This is a genomic window from Mycolicibacterium insubricum (assembly GCF_010731615.1).
GTDB classification, from domain to species: domain Bacteria; phylum Actinomycetota; class Actinomycetes; order Mycobacteriales; family Mycobacteriaceae; genus Mycobacterium; species Mycobacterium insubricum.
In genome coordinates, this window is sequence record NZ_AP022618.1 from 3886636 (window position 1) to 3904684 (window position 18049).

The 18049-nt window shown below is 70.2% G+C and carries 14 protein-coding genes; 6 read left to right on the plus strand and 8 right to left on the minus strand.

The window, feature by feature from the left end; all coding sequences use genetic code 11:
- Window positions 1-3: 3 nt before the first annotated feature.
- The 3 genes from G6N16_RS18315 to cysD are packed head-to-tail and all read right to left on the minus strand — an operon-like array spanning window position 4 to window position 3564.
- Complete coding sequence (locus G6N16_RS18315; protein ID WP_083029123.1) at window positions 4-765, minus strand: 3'(2'),5'-bisphosphate nucleotidase CysQ; 762 nt, start codon at window positions 763-765, stop codon at window positions 4-6.
- A complete protein-coding gene (gene cysN / locus G6N16_RS18320; RefSeq protein ID WP_083029124.1) occupies window positions 758-2635 on the minus strand; it encodes a sulfate adenylyltransferase subunit CysN in 1878 nt (625 codons plus the stop codon). Before cysN ends, G6N16_RS18315 begins: the two co-directional genes overlap by 8 nt.
- Window positions 2635-3564: a sulfate adenylyltransferase subunit CysD gene (gene cysD / locus G6N16_RS18325; RefSeq protein ID WP_083029125.1), complete on the minus strand. Its 930-nt coding sequence runs from the start codon at window positions 3562-3564 to the stop codon at window positions 2635-2637. Before cysD ends, cysN begins: the two co-directional genes overlap by 1 nt.
- Window positions 3565-3740: 176 nt before the next feature.
- On the opposite strand from cysD, the gene G6N16_RS18330 reads away from it, so the two are divergent.
- From G6N16_RS18330 to G6N16_RS18345, 4 genes are read left to right on the plus strand one after another with little or no spacing between them, the layout of a single operon-like run.
- On the plus strand, window positions 3741-4718 hold the full coding sequence (locus tag G6N16_RS18330; RefSeq protein ID WP_083029126.1) for an oligopeptide ABC transporter permease OppB: 978 nt from the start codon (window positions 3741-3743) through the stop codon (window positions 4716-4718).
- Window positions 4715-5665 (plus strand): oligopeptide ABC transporter permease OppC, encoded by a 951-nt coding sequence (locus G6N16_RS18335; RefSeq protein ID WP_083029127.1) that lies wholly within the window; start codon window positions 4715-4717, stop codon window positions 5663-5665. Before G6N16_RS18330 ends, G6N16_RS18335 begins: the two co-directional genes overlap by 4 nt.
- Window positions 5662-7527, plus strand: coding sequence for an oligopeptide ABC transporter ATP-binding protein OppD (locus tag G6N16_RS18340; RefSeq protein ID WP_179961217.1), 1866 nt, complete (start codon window positions 5662-5664; stop codon window positions 7525-7527). Before G6N16_RS18335 ends, G6N16_RS18340 begins: the two co-directional genes overlap by 4 nt.
- A 33-nt stretch (window positions 7528-7560) precedes the next feature.
- Window positions 7561-9228, plus strand: a complete 1668-nt coding sequence (locus tag G6N16_RS18345; protein ID WP_083029128.1) for an oligopeptide ABC transporter substrate-binding protein OppA — start codon at window positions 7561-7563, stop codon at window positions 9226-9228.
- Between the two features lie 3 nt (window positions 9229-9231).
- Here the strand turns inward: G6N16_RS18345 and G6N16_RS18350 are convergent, their stop codons facing one another.
- From G6N16_RS18350 to G6N16_RS18360, 3 genes are read right to left on the minus strand one after another with little or no spacing between them, the layout of a single operon-like run.
- The gene (locus G6N16_RS18350; RefSeq protein ID WP_083029129.1) at window positions 9232-10491 is read right to left on the minus strand and encodes an alpha/beta fold hydrolase; all 1260 of its coding nucleotides are present in this window, start codon (window positions 10489-10491) and stop codon (window positions 9232-9234) included.
- Between the two features lie 26 nt (window positions 10492-10517).
- Window positions 10518-13145, minus strand: coding sequence for an AAA family ATPase (locus tag G6N16_RS18355; RefSeq protein WP_083029130.1), 2628 nt, complete (start codon window positions 13143-13145; stop codon window positions 10518-10520).
- A gap of 31 nt (window positions 13146-13176) precedes the next feature.
- Entirely contained in the window at window positions 13177-14331 is a 1155-nt protein-coding gene (locus G6N16_RS18360) for a metallophosphoesterase family protein (protein WP_268948452.1), read from the minus strand.
- A 157-nt stretch (window positions 14332-14488) separates the two neighbouring features.
- On the opposite strand from G6N16_RS18360, the gene G6N16_RS18365 reads away from it, so the two are divergent.
- Entirely contained in the window at window positions 14489-15019 is a 531-nt protein-coding gene (locus G6N16_RS18365; RefSeq protein ID WP_083029206.1) for a SixA phosphatase family protein, read from the plus strand.
- A gap of 36 nt (window positions 15020-15055) precedes the next feature.
- On the opposite strand, the gene G6N16_RS18370 is transcribed toward G6N16_RS18365, so the two are convergent.
- On the minus strand, window positions 15056-15610 hold the full coding sequence (locus tag G6N16_RS18370; protein WP_179961218.1) for a DUF3558 domain-containing protein: 555 nt from the start codon (window positions 15608-15610) through the stop codon (window positions 15056-15058).
- Between the two features lie 8 nt (window positions 15611-15618).
- On the minus strand, window positions 15619-16173 hold the full coding sequence (locus tag G6N16_RS18375) for a DUF3558 domain-containing protein (protein ID WP_110810703.1): 555 nt from the start codon (window positions 16171-16173) through the stop codon (window positions 15619-15621).
- A gap of 110 nt (window positions 16174-16283) precedes the next feature.
- Here G6N16_RS18375 and G6N16_RS18380 point away from each other — a divergent pair, with 110 nt between their 5' ends.
- Window positions 16284-18017 (plus strand): ABC transporter ATP-binding protein, encoded by a 1734-nt coding sequence (locus tag G6N16_RS18380; RefSeq protein WP_083029131.1) that lies wholly within the window; start codon window positions 16284-16286, stop codon window positions 18015-18017.
- The last annotated feature ends 32 nt before the right edge of the window (window positions 18018-18049 follow it).

Consider the following 18049-nt stretch of genomic DNA (forward strand, 5'->3'; position numbering starts at 1 on the left):
GGGTCAGCGTCCCGGTGCGGTGACCGCCAGCACAGCCTCGGCGTACTCCGGCCGGCAGACGATCAGATCCGGCAGCGACGGGTCGATCTGGTTGTAGTGCAACGGCGAACCGTCGATCCGCGCGGTGAACAGCCCGGCGGAGCGGGCCACCGCGACCGGCGCGGCCGAATCCCACTCGTACTGCCCGCCGGCGTGCACGTACACATCGGCGCGGCCCTGCACCACCGCGGCCACCTTGGCGCCGGCCGAACCCATTTCCACCAAGACACCGTCGAGGGCGTCACGCACGGCCAGAGCGACGGCCGGCGGGCGGGTCCGCGACACCACCACGCGTACCGGACCGTCGTGCGCGGCCGGTGCGACCACCTCCGGGGTGGCCAGCGTCATACCCTGGGCCGGCAGTGCGACGGCCCCGGCGACCAGTTCCCCGTGGCTGCCGTTGCGCTGCCAGAGAGCCACGTGCACGGCCCAGTCGTCACGGCCGAGTTCGGAGAATTCCCGGGTGCCGTCCAGCGGGTCGACGATCCACACCCGGTCGGCGGTCAACCGCGCCGAGTTGGCCTTCTCCTGTTCGGTCGCCTCCTCCGACAGCACCGCGTCGTCAGGCCGGGCGGCGGCCAGTTCGGTCATCAGGAACTCGTGACTTCGCCTGTCCCCGGCTGCCTTTCGCTCGGCGGCGGGCGCCTCGGACAGTTCGGCGCGGACGTCGAGCAGCAGTTTCCCGGCCCGGCTCGCCAGTTCGGCGGCCAGCCGGTGATCACTCACCGGGGCGCTCCAGCATCTCGACGACCAGTTGCGCCTGCTCGTCGAGGCTCGCCTCCGGGGTCAGCCGCAGGTCCGGGTCCTTGGGCCGCTGATACGGGCTGTCGATTCCGGTGAAGTGGGTGAGCTCTCCGGCGCGGGCCTTGGCGTAGAGGCCCTTGGGATCCCGGCGTTCGCAATCCTCCAGTGGCGTGTCGATGAAGACCTCGAAGAACTCGATCCCGGCGGCCTCGTGCACCTTACGGGCCAGCTCGCGGTGCTCGGCCAGCGGGCTGATGGCCGGCACCATGACGGTGAGCCCGGCGTCGGCCATCAGGGTCGCGATGTGCGCCAGTCTCCGGAGGTTCTCCGAGCGATCATCCATGGAGAAACCGAGGTCGGCGTTGAGGCCGTGACGCAGATTGTCGCCGTCGAGAATGTAGGCGGGGCAACCGTGTTCGATCAGCTTGCGCTCGACGAGCACCGACACCGAGGATTTGCCCGAACCCGACAGCCCGGTCAGCCACACGGTGCGCCCCTTGGACAGGCGTTCCCGCGCGGTCACCAGCGACTTGTGCACGACGGTGTTCGGGGTGGCCTGGCGGTCGGCGACCGGGGCGGTGTCGCGCACCATGCCCGCCGCGACGGTGCCGTTGGTGACCGGGTCGATCAGGATGAACGAGCCGGTGGCCGGGTTGCGCGAGTACTCGTCGAGCAGCAGCGGCTGCTGTGTGCGCAGGGTGACCCTGCCGAGTTCGTTGAGTTTGAGCGCGGTGGCGCTCTTGTCTCGGTGCAGGGTGTTGACGTCGAGCCGGTAGCTCAGCCCGCTGACCCGCGCGCGGGTGGTGCGGGTGGTGTGCTTGATGACGTAGTCGCGGCCCGGTTCCAGGGTGGCATCGTCGGACATCCAGCACACGGTGGCATCGAATTCGGTTGTGGCCGTGGGCTGGTTGTTGGGTCGGGCCAGCATGTCGCCGCGGGAGATGTCGATGTCGTCGGCCAGGCTGATCGACACCGCCATCGGCGGGTAGGCCTCCTGTACCGGGCCGGTGGGGCCGTCGATGGTGGTGATCCGGCTGGGCTTGCCGCTGGGCAGCACCACCACCTCGTCGCCCGGGCGCAGTACGCCGCTGGCGACGGTGCCGGCGTAGCTACGGTGGTCGGCGTGCTCGTGGGTCTGCGGCCGGATCACGTACTGCACCGGGAAGCGGGGGTCCATGAGGTTGCGGTCGCCGGCGATGTACACCTCTTCGAGGTGGCTCAGCAGCGCGGGCCCGTCGTACCACGGGGTCTTGTCACTCTTGGTGACGACGTTGTCGCCGGTCAGCGCGGACAGCGGGATGCTGGTGACGTCGTGGACGTCGAGCCGGGCGGCGAACGCGTGGAACTCATCGCGAATCCAGTTGAACCGCTCCTGATCCCAGTCGATCAGGTCCATCTTGTTGACGGCCAGCACGATGTGGCGCACACCCAGCAGCGACGCCAGGAAGGCGTGCCGGCGGGACTGCTCGAGCAGGCCGTGGCGGGCATCCACCAGCACGATGGCCAGTTGCGCGGTCGAGGTTCCGGTCACCATGTTGCGGGTGTACTGGATGTGACCAGGGGTGTCGGCGATGATGAATTTGCGCTTGGCCGTGGCGAAGTAGCGGTACGCGACGTCGATGGTGATGCCCTGCTCGCGTTCGGCCCGCAATCCGTCGGTGACCAGCGCCAGGTCGGTGTAGTCGTTGCCGCGTTCCTTCGAGGTGCGCTCGACGGCGGCCAGCTGATCCTCCATGACGGCCTTGGAGTCGAACAGCAGCCGGCCGATCAGGGTGGATTTGCCGTCGTCGACCGAACCGGCCGTCGCGATGCGCAGCAAGGTGGTGGCGGTATCCGGTGCAGCCGTGGCCATCAGAAGTACCCCTCTCGCTTGCGGTCCTCCATGCCGGCCTCCGATATCCGGTCGTCGGCCCGGGTGGCCCCGCGCTCGGTCAGCCTCGACACGGCGGTCTCGGCGATGATCTCCTCGACGGTGGCGGCGACCGATTCCACGCAGCCGGTGCAGGTGACGTCGCCGACGGTCCGGAACCGCACCGAGGTTTCGAACACCTCCTCGCCGTCGCGGGGCGCCATGAACCGGTGCACGGCCAGCAGCATGCCGTCACGCTCGAACACTTCGCGGGTGTGCGCGTAGTAGATCGACGGCAGCTCGATGCCCTCGGCGCCGATGTAGGCCCAGATGTCGTACTCGGTCCAGTTCGACAGCGGGAACGCCCGGATGTGCTCGCCCTTGCGGTGGCGTCCGTTGTAGAGGTTCCACAGTTCCGGGCGCTGCGCCTTGGGGTCCCACTGGCCGAATTCGTCGCGGAAGCTGAACACCCGCTCCTTGGCGCGGGCCTTCTCCTCGTCGCGCCGGGCCCCGCCGAAGGCGGCGTCGAAGGCGTTCTCGGAGATGCCGCGCAGCAGGGTGACGGTCTGCAGCGGGTTGCGCGACGGGCCTTTGTCGACGACGCGGCCGGCGTCGATGTCGTCCTGCACGCTGGCCACCACCAGCCGCACCCCGTGCCGATCGACCAGCATGTCGCGGGTGGAGATCACCTCGTCGAAGTTGTGGCCGGTGTCGACATGCATCACCGGGAAGGGCACCCGCCCCGGCGCGAAGGCCTTGATGGCCAGGTGCAGCATGACGATGGAGTCCTTGCCACCGGAGAACAGCAGCACGGGTCGTTCGAACTCGGCGGCCACCTCCCGGATGATGTGGATGGCCTCGGCCTCCAGCGAACGCAGATGACTGAGTTCGTAGTGACCGGCCACCGGTTGCGCGGCGGCGGGAGCGTTCATGAGGCGAATCTCCGTTAAGTTGGGTAAATTAACCAGGATTAATACCTGGCATACTTCCAGGGTCGCGGCCAACCGTCAAGCGAGCCCGGGGCGCGCCGAAACCCGTCCTGAGCAGCCTGTGCACCGGGTCATCTCATACCCTGTTGCTCATGCAGACCGGCCGGAGCACCCGCTAGATGACGAGGTTTCTGCTGCGCCGCCTGCTCAACTATCTGCTGCTGCTGGCACTCGCGTCGTTTCTCACCTTTGCCCTGACCTCGTTGACCTTCGCGCCGCTGGACGGCCTCGAGCAGCGCAGTCCGCGCCCTCCGCAGGCGGTGATCGACGCCAAGGCCGCCGAGCTGAACCTCGACAAGCCGATCCCGGTGCGCTACCTGGACTGGGCCGGGGGTGCGGTCCGCGGGGACTTCGGCACCACCGTGGCCGGTCAGCCGGTCGGCGAGGAACTGGGCCGGCGGATCGGGGTGAGCCTGCGTCTGCTGATCCTCGGCACCCTCATCGGCGCGGTGAGCGGCGTGGTGCTCGGCGCCTGGGGTGCGGTCCGCCAGTACCGGCTGTCGGACCGGGTGATCACCATGGTGTCGCTGCTGCTGCTGTCCATCCCGACGTTCGTCATCGCCAACCTGCTGATCCTGGCCGCACTGAAGGTCAATTCGATATTCGGCGTGCAACTCTTCGCGTTCATCGGCGAGACGTCGCCGGACGTCGTCGGCGGCGCCTGGGCACAGTTCGCCGACCGGCTGCAGCACCTGATGCTGCCGACGCTGACGCTGGCCCTGGGGGCGATGGCCGGCTACAGCCGCTACCAGCGCAACGCCATGCTCGACGTGCTGGGCCAGGACTTCATCCGCACCGCCCGCGCCAAGGGCCTGACGCGCCGGCGCGCGCTGTTCAAACACGGGTTGCGCACCGCCCTGATCCCGATGGCCACCCTGTTCGCCTACGGAGTCAGCGGCCTGGTCACCGGGGCGGTGTTCGTCGAGAAGATCTTCGGCTGGCACGGGATGGGCGAGTGGGTGGTCCAGGGCGTGGCCACCCAGGACACCAACATCATCGCCGCCATCACGGTGTTCTCCGGCGCGGCGATCCTGTGTGCGGGCCTGTTGTCCGACGTCATCTACGCCGCGCTCGATCCCCGGGTGAGGGTGCAATGAGCCAACCCCTCCCCGATGAGAGCCCGGCCGCGGCGTTCCCGGTGGACGCCGGGCCCGCGGACGTCGTCGCGCCGACGGCCTTCACCTCGCGGCGCGCCCTGGTGTGGCGCCGGTTCCTGCGCAACCGCCCCGCGGTGGCGGCCGTCGTCGTGCTGGTGGTGATGTTCGTCGCGTGCTACGCACTGCCGCCGCTGCTGCCCTTCAGTAACACCGACATGGACTACTACCACCTGCAGCAGCCGCCCACCCCGACGCACTGGTTCGGCACCAACGCGCTCGGCCAGGATCTGTTCGCGCTGACCCTGCGCGGGATGCAGAAGTCCATGCTGATCGGGTTGTGCGTGGCGGTGATCTCGGCGGTGATCGCCGCGACCGTCGGGTCGGTGGCCGGTTATTTCGGCGGCTGGCGCGACCGGGTGCTGATGTGGGTGGTGGACCTGCTGCTGGTGGTGCCCAGTTTCATCCTGATCGCCGTCGTCACCCCGCGCATCCGCGGGTCATCGACGATGCTCGCGCTGATCCTGCTGCTGGCCGCGTTCAGTTGGATGATCAGCTCCCGCATGGTGCGCGGCATGACGATGAGCCTGCGGGAGCGTGAATTCATCACCGCTGCCCGCTATCTCGGAGTACCGAGCCACCAGATCATCACCCGTCACATCCTGCCGAACGTCGCCTCGATCCTGATCATCGACACCGCGCTGAACGTCGGGCTGGCGATCCTGGCCGAAACCGGGCTCAGCTTCCTCGGTTTCGGCATCCAGCCGCCGGACATCTCACTGGGCACCCTGATCGCCGCCGGCACCCCGTCGGCCACCACCTTTCCGTGGGTCTTCCTGTTCCCGGCCGGCGTGCTGGTGGCGATCATCCTGTGCGCCAACCTGATCGGCGACGGCCTGCGCGACGCCGTCGACCCCGGCGCGCACACGCTGCGCGGAGGTCGCTCGTGAGCACCGCACCGCCGCTGCTGGAAATCACCGACCTGACGGTGCGCTTCCCCACCGACCGGTCCGTGGTGCACGCCGTGCGCGGGGTGAACCTTTCGGTGCAGCCCGGCGAGGTGGTGGCCGTCGTCGGCGAATCCGGTTCCGGAAAATCGGCGACCGCAATGGCCGTCATCGGGCTGCTGCCCGAATACGCGCAGGTCAGCGGCTCGGTGCGGTTGCACGGACGCGAGCTGCTCGGCGAGTCCGACACCGCGTTGTCGGCGGTGCGCGGCAAGGCGATCGGCACGGTGTTCCAGGACCCGATGTCCGCGCTGACCCCGGTCTATCCGGTGGGCGCGCAGATCGCCGAGGCCATCGAGGTGCACGACCCGGCCGCCCGTGGTCGCCGCGGCCGTGACGCGGCACGCCGGCGCGCGGTGGAGCTGATGGACCTGGTCGGCATCGTGTCCCCGGACAAGCGAGCCCGCGCCTTCCCCCACGAACTGTCCGGCGGGGAGCGCCAGCGGGTGGTGATCGCGATGGCCATCGCCAACGATCCGGACCTGCTGATCTGCGACGAACCGACCACCGCGCTGGACGTCACCGTGCAGGCGCAGATCCTCGAGGTGCTCAAGACGGCGCGCGACGTCACCGGCGCCGGGGTGCTGGTCATCACCCACGATCTGGGGGTGGTCGCCGAGTTCGCCGACCGTGCCGCCGTCATGTACGCCGGGCGCGCGGTGGAGACCGCACCCGTGCACACGCTCTACACCGACCGCCGGATGCCCTACACCGCCGGCCTGCTGGGCTCGGTACCGCGCCTCGACGCACCGCAGGGCACCCGGCTGGTTCCCATCCCGGGGGCTCCCCCGGCGCTGACCGCCGACGTCACCGGGTGCCCGTTCGCCCCGCGCTGCCCCCTGGTGATCGAGGCCTGCCGCACCGCCGAGCCCGGCCTGACGCTGCTTGCCGCCGACCACCGGGTGGCCTGCATCCGGGCCGACGAGGTCGCCGGCCGCAGTGCCGCCGACATCTTCGGGGTATCCACCGCCCCGGTCGGCCAACCCGCGGTGGCCACCGATGACGCGCCCGTCGTCGAAGTCCGGGATCTGGTCAAGACCTACCCGCTGACCAAGGGCGCGATCCTGCGGCGCAAGGTCGGCGAGCTGCGGGCGGTCGACGGGGTCGACTTCACCCTGCGGCGCGGCCGCACCCTGGGCATCGTCGGCGAATCCGGCTCCGGAAAATCGACCACGCTGCGCGAGATCCTGGAGCTGCGCGCCCCGCAGTCGGGGTCCATCGCGGTGCTGGGCACCGACGTCGCCACCCTCAACAACACGCAGCGACGCCGGCTGCGCGGTGACCTGCAGGTGGTGTTCCAGGACCCGGTCGCGGCGCTGGACCCGCGACTTCCGGTGGCCGATGTGATCGCAGAGCCGCTGCGCGCCAACGGGTTCGGCAAGAAGGAGACCGCCGACCGGGTCGGCGAACTGCTCGACCTGGTCGGGCTGCGCCGGGCCGACGCGGACCGCTACCCGGCGGACTTCTCCGGCGGACAGAAGCAACGCATCGGCATCGCCCGGGCGCTGGCGCTGCAGCCGCAGATCCTCGCCCTCGACGAACCGGTGTCGGCGCTGGACGTGTCCATCCAGGCCGGGATCCTCAATTTGCTGCTGGATCTGCAACAGCAGTTCGGCCTGTCCTACCTGTTCGTGTCGCACGACCTGGCGGTGGTCAAACACCTCGCCCACGATGTCGCGGTGATGTACCGCGGCACGATCGTCGAGCACGGGCCCGCCGAGGAGGTTTTCGGCAACCCGCGCCACGAGTACACCCGCGCCCTGCTCGCGGCGGTGCCGGGCAGCGACGCCCCCGCCTCCCACTAGCGCGAGCGAATGACGGGACTAGCATCGGGTGCCATGTGGCTACGGCGTGGTATCTACGCGATGCTGATCGGATCGTTGGCGTTGACCGGCTGTTCGGGCGGCACCACGACCCCGCCGCCGGCCGGCGGCACCTCCGAGTTGGGCAACACCGCCGACATCAACCCGCATCCGGTGTCCGACCTGCGCCAGGGGGGCAACCTGCGACTGCCGCTGAGCGGCTTCCCGTCGAACTTCAACACCCTGCACATCGACGGCAACGACATCGACACCAACCGCGTCCTCAAACCCACCCTGCCGCACGCGTTCCGGATCGCCCCCGACGGAACACCCTCGGTCGACACCGACTACTTCACCAGCGTCGAGCTCACCAGCACCTCCCCGCAGGTGGTGACCTACACCATCAACCCCAAGGCGGTCTGGTCCGATGGCTCCCCGATCACCTGGGAGGACATCAAGTTCCAGATCCAGGCCACCAACGGCAAGAACAAGGACTTCGCCATCGCCAACACCAACGGCAGCGACCGCGTCGCCTCGGTGACCCGTGGCGTCGACGACCGGCAGGCCGTGATGACCTTCGCCCACCCGTATTCGGAGTGGCGCGGCATGTTCGCCGGCAACGGTTCCCTGCTGCCGAAGGCGATGACGTCGAATCCGGCCGCCTTCAACACCGGGTTCCTGGCCGGCCCCGGTCTGGCCGCCGGGCCGTTCGTGGTGTCCAACATCGACCGCACCGCGCAGCGGATCACCTTGAGCCGCAACCCGAAATGGTGGGGGACCCCGCCGGTGCTGGACACCATCACCTTCACCGTGCTCGACGACTCCGCCCGGATCCCGGCGCTGCAGGACGGCACCATCGACGCCACCGGCCTGGGCACGCTCGACGAGATGTCCACCGTCCGCAACAACCCGCAGGTGGCCCTGCGACGCGCACCGGCCAATCAGTGGTCGCATCTAACCTTCAACGGCGCGCCCGGGGCGATCCTGGCCGACCGGGAACTGCGGCTGGCCATCTGCCGGGGCATCGACCGCAACCTGATCGCCAGCGTGTCCCAGCACGGACTCACCGACAACCCGGTCCCGCTCAACAACCACATCTTCGTGCGCGGCCAGCAGGGTTACCAGGACAACAGTGACATCGTCGCCTTCGACCCGGACCAGGCCCGCGCCGACCTCGACCGGCTCGGCTGGACCCTCAACGGCCAATACCGGGAGAAGGACGGCCGCCAGCTGGTGCTGCGCGACCTCCTCTACGACGGCCAGACGTCGAAGAACATCGGCCAGATCGCCCAGAACAGCCTGGCCCAGATCGGAGTGAAGCTGGAGCTGCTGTCCAAACCGGGCACCGGGTTTTTCGCCAAGTACGTCATCCCCGGCGATTTCGACGTCGCCCAGTTCGGCTGGTCCGGCGACGCGTTCCCGCTGTCCAGCCTGAACCAGATCTTCGCCTCCTCCGGCGAATCCAATTTCGGCAAGATCGGCAGCCCGGAAATCGACGCCAAGATCGAGCAGGTGCTCAACGAGCTCGACCCGGCCAAGGCACTGACGTTGGCCAACGAGCTGGACAAGATGGTGTGGGCCGAAGGTTTCAGCCTGCCGCTGACCCAGACCCCGGGGAATATGGCGGTGCGCACCAAGCTGGCCAACTACGGCCCGGCCGGGCTCGGCGACCTGGACTACACCACCATCGGCTTCCTGAAGTAGCGCTCATCGCCACCACCGGCCCGGGATCAGTTGCTCGGCGGTGCTGACGGCCGTCAGAGCGACGCCGGCCAGCCTGACCGACGCGTTGGCCGGCAGGGCATCGAGTTCGGCCCCGCGGCCGGCCAGCCCCACCAGGTCGGGCACCACCGACTCCCGGCCGGTGAACACCGTTTCGGCGACCCGCAGGGCGGCCCGTTCGCGGGTGTCAAGCAGGCTGTGCGCGGCCGTCGGCAGCGTCACCAGCACCGCTCCGGGGATCAACGCGGCCACCCGCGCGGCGATCGCCGGCGGAGTGGTCAGGTCCCGCCCGCCCGACAGCACCGCGGTGGGCCAGTCGAAGGCCGGCATCGCCGCCGGCAGATCGTAGGGCTCACCTTCGAAATCCGGTATGGCGCCGGGCATCAACTCCGCCCACCGATCCATGCCGGCCGACGGGTCCAGCGGCAGGCCATCGGGTCGGCCCAGATAGTCCAGCTCCCGGAACGCGATCCGGTTCACCAGGTCCATCTCGTTGTGGTACGGCACCACCCGCATGGCGACACCGCCAAGGTGCTCCAGGGCCCGCCACAGCACCGTCCGGCCGTCGAGCAACAGGTCCAGCTGGCGGCTCAGCGCCGCGGGCCCGCCCACCTCGTACACCGTCGCCGCCACCTGGGTGTGTGCGGAATCCCAGCGGCCGCTCGCCAGCAACCGATGCACCTTCGCCTGCAACTGCGCCCCCGCCGGCCCGGACGACGACAGCAGCACCGACCGGATCGCCGTGCGCACATCGATCATGTCGCGGGCGGACAGCACGGGTGAATCCAGCACCATCGCGGCGACCCGATCGGGGTGGCGCACACCGATACCGGCGGCCAGATAGCTGCCGTAGGACGTGCCGTAGATCGCGGCCTTGTCGACCCCGAGTGCGTCGAGCACCGCGGCGGCGTCGTTGACGACCTGGTCGACGGTCATCGCCTCCGGCGGCAGGTCGGCGCCGTCGTCGCCACACCGAGACAGGCCCACGCCGCGGTGCTCCATCATCACCACGTCGACGCCGCGCGCGGCCAGCGATCGCCGCAGACCGCGGTAGGTCTGCACCGACGCGACGCCGGGGCCGCCGGGGATCACCAGCAGCGGCACTTCCGACGGCGGGCCGCTGCGCACGTAGTACAGGTCGAAGCTCTCTCGGGCGTCCGGGGTCACCGGTCGGCGTACCGCGCCCACGTCCGGGTTCGCGGCCAGCCGCTCGTCGATCCGGCGCCGCAGAGACTTCCTCGCCATAGCGCCTCCATTGTGCTCCCGCTCAGTTAGGCGCTGAGTTCCACCCGGTGGGCGGTCGGCACCGAGTCGAACCGTGACGGCGAGCAGGTGAGAACGATGACCTGTCCCCCAGAGCCGGCCAGGTCGAAGACCGCCCCCATCCGGGACAGCCGCTGCGGGTCGGTGAACCCCAGCGCATCGTCGATGAGCACCGGGACGGCGTCATCCTGGCCGACGAGTGCGGCCACCGCCAGCCGGGTGAGGATGCCCAGTTGTTCCTTTGCCCCACCGGACAGGGATTCATAGGGCACCGTGGCGCCGTCCAGGGTGCGATTGCGGATCCGCAGATCCGGATCGATCTCGACCTCGAATGTCGGACCGAACACGCTGCGCCCCAGCCGCTGAACCTCGTTGCGGAACGGCTCGACGTAGCGCAGCTGGGTGTTGCTGCGGTGCCGTGTCATCACCGACCGCAGGGTCTGCACCGAACGGGCCCGGTCACCGATCCGAGCGTGGTCGCGGGTCGCGTGCTCCAGGGCCATCTCGGCGGCGTCGAGCCGGCTGGTACGTCCCTCGGTGCCGAACAGGGCCAGCTCGACGGTCACGTCCCGCAACGCGGCCTGCCGGTCGGTCAGCGCATCGTCGAGCTGATGCGCCCGGTCCTCGGCCGCATCCAGTTCCGCTGCCACCGTCTCCGGGTGCGCCGCGGCCAGTTCGAGCTGCAATCGATGCAGGTCCTGCTCGGCGGTCGATGCCGTCTCGGTCGCCGAAGCGGCGACCGCGGCCAGCTCGTCGTCGCCGCGTTCTGTTCGGGCCTGCGCCAGCCGGTGGTCGGCGGCGGTTCGCTCGACGGTCGCGGTCTGTACCGCGGCGAGGGCGACCGCGGCCTGCGCAACCCGCTCGTTGAGCCGCGCGGTCGCCTCGGCGGTGGCCGCACGGGCCACATCGAGCCGGCGGGTCGCGGCGGCGAGTTCGGCCGCCGCGGCCTCGGATGCCGCCCGGGCCTCCGCCAGATCCATGGGTTCCGTCGTGTCCGTCGGTGCCAGCTCCGCGCGCAGGACGGCGAGTTGCTCGCGCAACCGGTCCGGATCCTCGTCGGCGCACAGCCCGGTCACCGCGGCCCGCAGCCCGGCGCAGCGCGCGTCGAGTTCGCGACGCTCATCGTGGCGCGCGGCAGCGGCGACGACGTCGGCGACCCCGGCGGCGGCCAGGACGTCGGCGAGCCGGGTGCCAGCGGCGACCAGCCGGGCATGGCCCTCGGCCGCCGCGGCCGGTGGGGTGATTCGGATCGTCAGCCCACCGGGCACCCGGAGTTCGGTGGCCGCACCGAGGCGCATCGCCCGGGCGCTGCCCGGGGCCAGATGCAGCGGCGTGCCATCCAGCTCGACGTCGACATCCGTCTCTGCGGTCAGTTCCAGGCCGGTGGCGGTGACGTCGGCCTGCGCCTCGGCCGTCCGGACCGCGGAGTCGGCGGCTTCGATTTCCCGAAATCGACTGTCGGTCAGCGTGTTTACAGACAGCAGCGCCTCGGCCGCAGCCAGCTCGGCACGCGCGGCGTCGATTCGCTCCAGACGGCCGGCCAGCCGTTCGGCGTCGTCGCGGCGACGGAGCCGCTCCAGCTGCTCGGCCGCGGCCGCCGCGCGGGCGGTCACCGCGGCGAGCTCGGCGGCGGCCAGCTCGGCTTCCGCGGCGGCGGCGTCGGTGACCTGGCGGGCGGTGTCCTCGGCCTCGCCGGCGACGGTCGCGGCGGCACGGACGGCCCGCTCGGCGGTGCATCGCTCGGCGGCTTCGGTGCACAGCCGCAGCCGGTCGGCGTGGCCGGTCGCGGCGATGGTCGCCGTCGCACGCGCGGTGGTCGCGGCGGTCGCCGCGGCGTCGCACCGCCCGGCCAGTGCCGCCGTCGCGGCGGCTGCCTTCCGCGCGGCTGCCAGCCGGTCCGCGACCGCTTCCCGGTCTCCGCGCAGGGTGGTGATCTGCTCGGTCAGTTCGGCGTGGCTGTGCAGCCGGGCGTCGACCTCGGCGACGGCGGCGGCGCACCGGCCCACCTCTGCGCGGGCGGCATCCAGGTCGGCGATGGCCTTGGCCCACTCGCCGGTCGGCCGGCCGGTGGCGGTGAAGTAGCGGGCGTACTCGGCGTCGATGCGGTCCAGCAACGCGGGCTCGTCACCGGAGAGCACGGCCTCATCGAGGTCACCCGCGGCCAGGTCCAGGGCTCGGGTCAGGGCGTCGCAGGACGCCAAATCGACCGGGGCCGTCGAGGCCGACTGCAACACCCGCTGGGCCTGCCACAACCCGGTGTCCACGGTCTCGGCCAGGATCGCGCGCACCCGGTCGTGGGCCTCGTCTCCGGTCACCTGCTCGCGCGCGGGCGCCAACACCGTCAGACTCGTCTCGGCCTGCTTGTGGAACCGCTTGCGATACACGAAACGATAGGGGCCCGAGCTGATTTCGGCCTCGACCTCGGCACCGGCATCCAGATGCGTCGGCTTGACGGCCTTGACCTCTTTCTTGGTCGACCGGTCCTTGACCTCCAGCAGCAGATCCAGCGCCTCGATCATGGAGGACTTGCCGATCTCGTTCGCGCCGGACACCAGCGTGACGCCGCGCTCGGCGAAGGTGACCTCACGGCGGCCGATCCCCCGGTAGTTCGTCAGTGTCAACCGGTGAATGATCATCGCGCCACCCGCTCGCCCCGGCCCCCGGCGCTCATGCCGCGGCCCGCCCGGCCAGCCGCAGCAGCAATGCCAAGGCCCCCTGGGCGGCCTGGGCGTCCGCGGCGTCGGCCGAGCGCGCCGTCGCCACCAGCTCCTCGACCGCCGACGCCGTGAAACCGCCGAACCCCAGGTCGGTGAACTCGCCGTCGGCCGGCACCACCGCGAGGTCGCAGTGCGACTCCCACCGGCCCAGCCAGCCGAACAGCCGGGCGTAGCGATCCAGGCAGGCGTCCAGCCGGGCCCGGTCGGTCACCGTCAGGGTGCCGGTGAGCACCAGGCGCACGACGGTGCGTTCCTTGTCCGGCAGCTGGTCGAGGTTCAGGTCCAGGTCGGCGATGTCGCGGTCGTCGTCCAGGCGGCAGTCCAGCGTGACGAACCGCCACCGGCCCACCCGTCGGGAGTCCACGGTGACCCGACGCTGGGGCGCGGTCTCGTCGATATCGACGATCAGCACGTGGCCGGAGTCCGATTCGACGTCGTCGAAGTTGGTCACCTCGGGCGAACCGGAGTACCAGATCCGGCCGGTATCGCCCACCCGGGTGCGAGAGTGCTTGTCACCCAGCGCCACATAGTGGATGACGCCGTCGGCCAGCTCCCGCTCCAGCGGCCCGGTCCGGATCAGCGACGCCCGGCCGGGGTCCGGGTCGAGGGTGTCCACGCCGCCGTGGGCGACCAGGATCCGGGTGGTCCCGTCGGGCAGCAGGCCGTGCACCGCGGCGGTGGCGAGATCGGTGGTGGGGTGCTTGCTGCGCCACGGCGCGGCGACGATCTGCAGCCCGGGCCGGACGTCGAACACCCCGCTGCGGTCCAGCACGGTGACGTTCGGCGGACACTCGGCGTCGAACAGCGCGCTGGTGTAGACCGACGAGGCGTCCAGCTGGTCGTGGTTGCCCGGCAGCAGGTACACCGGGATCCCGATCGCCCGCATGGCCTCCAGTGAGGTGGACACCACCCGCGGATCGAGCTGGTTGAACTCGAAGACATCGCCGGCCACCACGACGAACTCCGCCCCGGTGTCTGCGGCGAGGTCACCGAGCTTCGCGACCGCCTCGCGGCGGGCCGCCGAGTAGCGCGGTTGCGCATCGCCGGCCAGGAAGTGCCGGGTCATGCCCAGCTGCCAGTCGGCGGTGTGCAGAAAGCGGGTCACGGTGGTGCCTTTTCGGTGCGGAGCGCCGTTCCCGGCGTCCTGGGTTTGCCTGTTGCGGGGAGTCTAAGACGGCCCACCGACAACTCCTCGGACCTCGCCCGGCCCGTTGCCCGGACCGCGCCGGACAACCCGGGTGGCCTGGGCCTACGCTGACGAGATGACCGACCGATCACGCACCCTCGTGCTGTTGCGGCACGCCAAGTCGGCCTATCCGCCCGGCGTCGGCGACCACGCCCGTCCGCTGGCCGCCCGCGGGATCCGGGAGGCGGCGCTGGCCGGCGACTGGCTGCGATCGGCGGCGGGACCGGACCCGGCGGTGCAAGCGGTGCTGTGTTCGACGGCCACCCGGACCCGCCAGACGCTGGAGCGCACCGGGATCGAGGCACCGGTGAGTTTCATCGACGACCTCTACGACGCCACCCCCGGTGCGGTCATCGAAACCGTCAACGGGATCGGCGACTACGGCCTCGGCGTGGACCCGCTCACCCTGCTGGTGGTCTGCCACGAGCCGGCCGTGTCGTCGACCGCGCTGATCCTGGCCGGCGCGCCCGGCACCGACGACGACGCCATCGACGAGATCACCTGCAAGTACCCGACCTCGGCACTGGCCGTCCTCCGGTTCGACGGCGACTGGTCGGCGCTGGAGCCGGGTTCGGCGGCCCTGACCACCTTCCACATCCCGCGGTAGGCGTGCGCAGGACCTGCTCAGGCGCGCAGGACCTGCTCAGGCTGCGGTTTGCAGGGACAGTTCCATCAGCTTGATGGCCTGACCGCAGGCGTCGACGCCGGGTGACTGTGGGTTGACCCACCAGCTGACGACGCCCTCGGCGTCACTGGCCACCCCGCAGGAACCGTTGGGATCGTTGGCCCGCATGACGATCGACGACACCCCGGCCACCGACCGGTTCTCGATCTTGTACTGCATCTGCTCGGCGACCTTGCGCTCGTTGTCGAGACTGCCCTGCTCGAACCACATCAGAGTGAGATCGACGATCACATTCGCCTTGTTGAGCAGCTGCCAGCGGCACACGGCCCCGACGAAGGTGCTCTGGATGTTCAGCGGGTCCGCGTCGACGGACTGCCCGATCAGCGTGTTGTCGAGCTTGTCGCATTCCTTGAGCAGATTCGGGTAGGTGTCCTGGGGCCGGCTGCCCCTGTCGCTGGCGCCGGCACGCATCGGGGTACCGGTGATCGCGCGGCTACAGGCACCCAGGGCGAACACGGACACCACGACGAGAACCGCGACCAGCAGTCGTCGCGCAATAGCGGGTGCGAACATGCGCGCGCTCATTTCGAGTTCACAATCGACTGTTTGGTCAGTTCCTTGGCGACGTCACACGGATCGGGGAACGGCTTGCTGGCGAAGCTGATCGACCATTCGATGAAGTCGTCGTCGAACTGAATGCCGATCTCGCACAGGGGGTTGTCCGCGTCGACGTCCGAGCCCTTGGCGATGAATCCGCTGTGGCCCTCGATGGTGATGTCCTCGGTGCTGGCCCGGGTGAGTTCCTCGGTCTTGCGTTCCCGGCCGATCGGGCTGCCGCGGTACCAGGTGAAGGAGAAGTGCGGGCCCAGGATTCCGCCGTTGACCAGCCACACGCAGCCTCCGGGGTTCTTGGCGGTACCGACCACCCCGGACACCTGGGTCAGCTGGGCGACCGTCTGGTCACTGATGCCACCGCACTCCGGGAAGAACGGACCGTGTTTGGCCTGCGCCGCGTCCGCCGGCGCGCCGCCGCCGGCCGGCTGCGCCGGGCCGTTGTCTTCCGAACACCCCGCGACCAGGGAAACGGCGGACACCGCGGCGAACAAGGCGGCGGCGAGCCCGGATCTCTTCGTCACCCCGTCACTGTAGCCGCAGCCGTTGTCCACGACGGGGAACACCGTACTGACCTGCCGTTATGGCGTGTCCATCAGATCGCGCCGACGCCGGGATGTGCGAGAGTAACGGGATGCTGACGGCGCTGGTGCTCCGCTACCTGCGGCCCTACCGGCGTCCGGTCGCCGCCGTCGTCGCGCTGCAGTCGATCACCACCCTGGCCGCGCTCTACCTGCCGACGCTCAACGCCGCGATCATCGACGACGGCGTCATCGTCGGGAACACCGCGGTGATCGTCCGGCTGGGCGCGGTGATGCTGGCGATCAGCGGGCTGGCGGTGGCCTGTTCGGTCGGCGCGGTGTTCTTCGGCTCCCGGGCGGCGATGGGCTTCGGGCGGGATCTGCGCGCCGCCGTGTTCGACCGGGTGACCGAATTCTCCCTCGCCGAAACCACCCGCCTCGGTCCCGCGACGTTGCTGACCCGGACCACCAACGACGTCGGCCAGATCCAGGCGCTGGCCCAGATGACGTTCACCACGCTGGTCACCGCGCCGATCATGTGCGTGGGGGGCATCGCCATGGCCATCCACCAGGACGCCGGGCTGGCCTGGATCCTGCTGGTCAGCGTTCCCGTGCTGGCGTTTTCCAACGGCGCGGTGGTGATCCGGTTGCTGCCGGTGTTCCGGCGGATGCAGACCCTGATCGACGGCATCAACCGGGTGCTGCGCGAGCAGCTGGCCGGGATCCGGGTGATCCGCGCCTTCGGCCGGGAGTCCTTCGAACAGGACCGATTCGGCGCCGCGAACGCCGAGCTGCGCGACACCGCCACCGCGGCCGGGGCGCGCCAGGCGTTGCTGCTGCCGATCGCGACGCTGACCATCAACATCTCCAGCGTCGCGCTGATCTGGTTCGGCGGCAAGCGCATCGACGCCGGTGCCATGGCGGTCGGATCGCTGGTGGCGTTCCTGTCTTACTTCCTGCTGATCCTGATGGCCGTGCTGATGACCACGATGTTCCTGACCGCGCTGCCGCGGGCCGCGGCGTGTGCCGAACGGGTCACCGAGGTGCTGGACACCGTCCCCGCCGTCTCCGAGCCCCCCGACCCCCGCGTCCCCGCTGGTCCCGTGACCGGCGTGCTGGAGTGCACCGACGTCGGCTTCGGCTATCCAGGAGCCGAGGAGCCGGTGCTGGCCGGGGTGAGTTTCACCGCGCTGCCCGGCACCACGACCGCGATCGTGGGTGGCACCGGGTCCGGCAAGTCGACACTGGTGGCGCTGCTGTCCCGGCTCTACGACGCCGATGCCGGCGGCGTCCGGCTCGACGGTATCGACGTCCGCGACTGGCCCACCGACTGTCTGTGGGCAGCCCTGGGTGTGGTGCCTCAGCGCGGCTACCTGTTCTCCGGGACGGTCGCCGACAATCTGCGCTACGGGCGACCCGATGCCACCGAGGAGCAGATGTGGGCGGCGCTGCGCATCGCCTGCGCCGAGGAGTTCGTCGCCGCCGATCCGGACGGGCTGGCGATGCCGGTGGCCCAGGGCGGCGCGAATTTCTCCGGCGGTCAGCGTCAGCGGCTGGCGATCGCCCGGGCGGTGATCCGCCGCCCCGCGGTCTACCTGTTCGACGACGCCTTCTCCGCCCTGGACGTGCACACCGACGCGGCGGTGCGCGCACGCCTGCGCGAGGCGGCCGCGGATGCGACGGTCGTCATCGTGGCCCAGCGCATCTCCACGGTCGTCGAGGCCGACCGGATCGTGGTGCTGCAGGACGGCAGGGTGGTCGGGCTCGGGCGCCACGAGCAGCTGCTCGACGATTGCCCGGCGTACCGGTCGCTGGCCGATTCCCAGGACCCGGCGGTAGCCCGGTGACTCCCCCGCTCCGCGGCACTCAGGAGAACTCC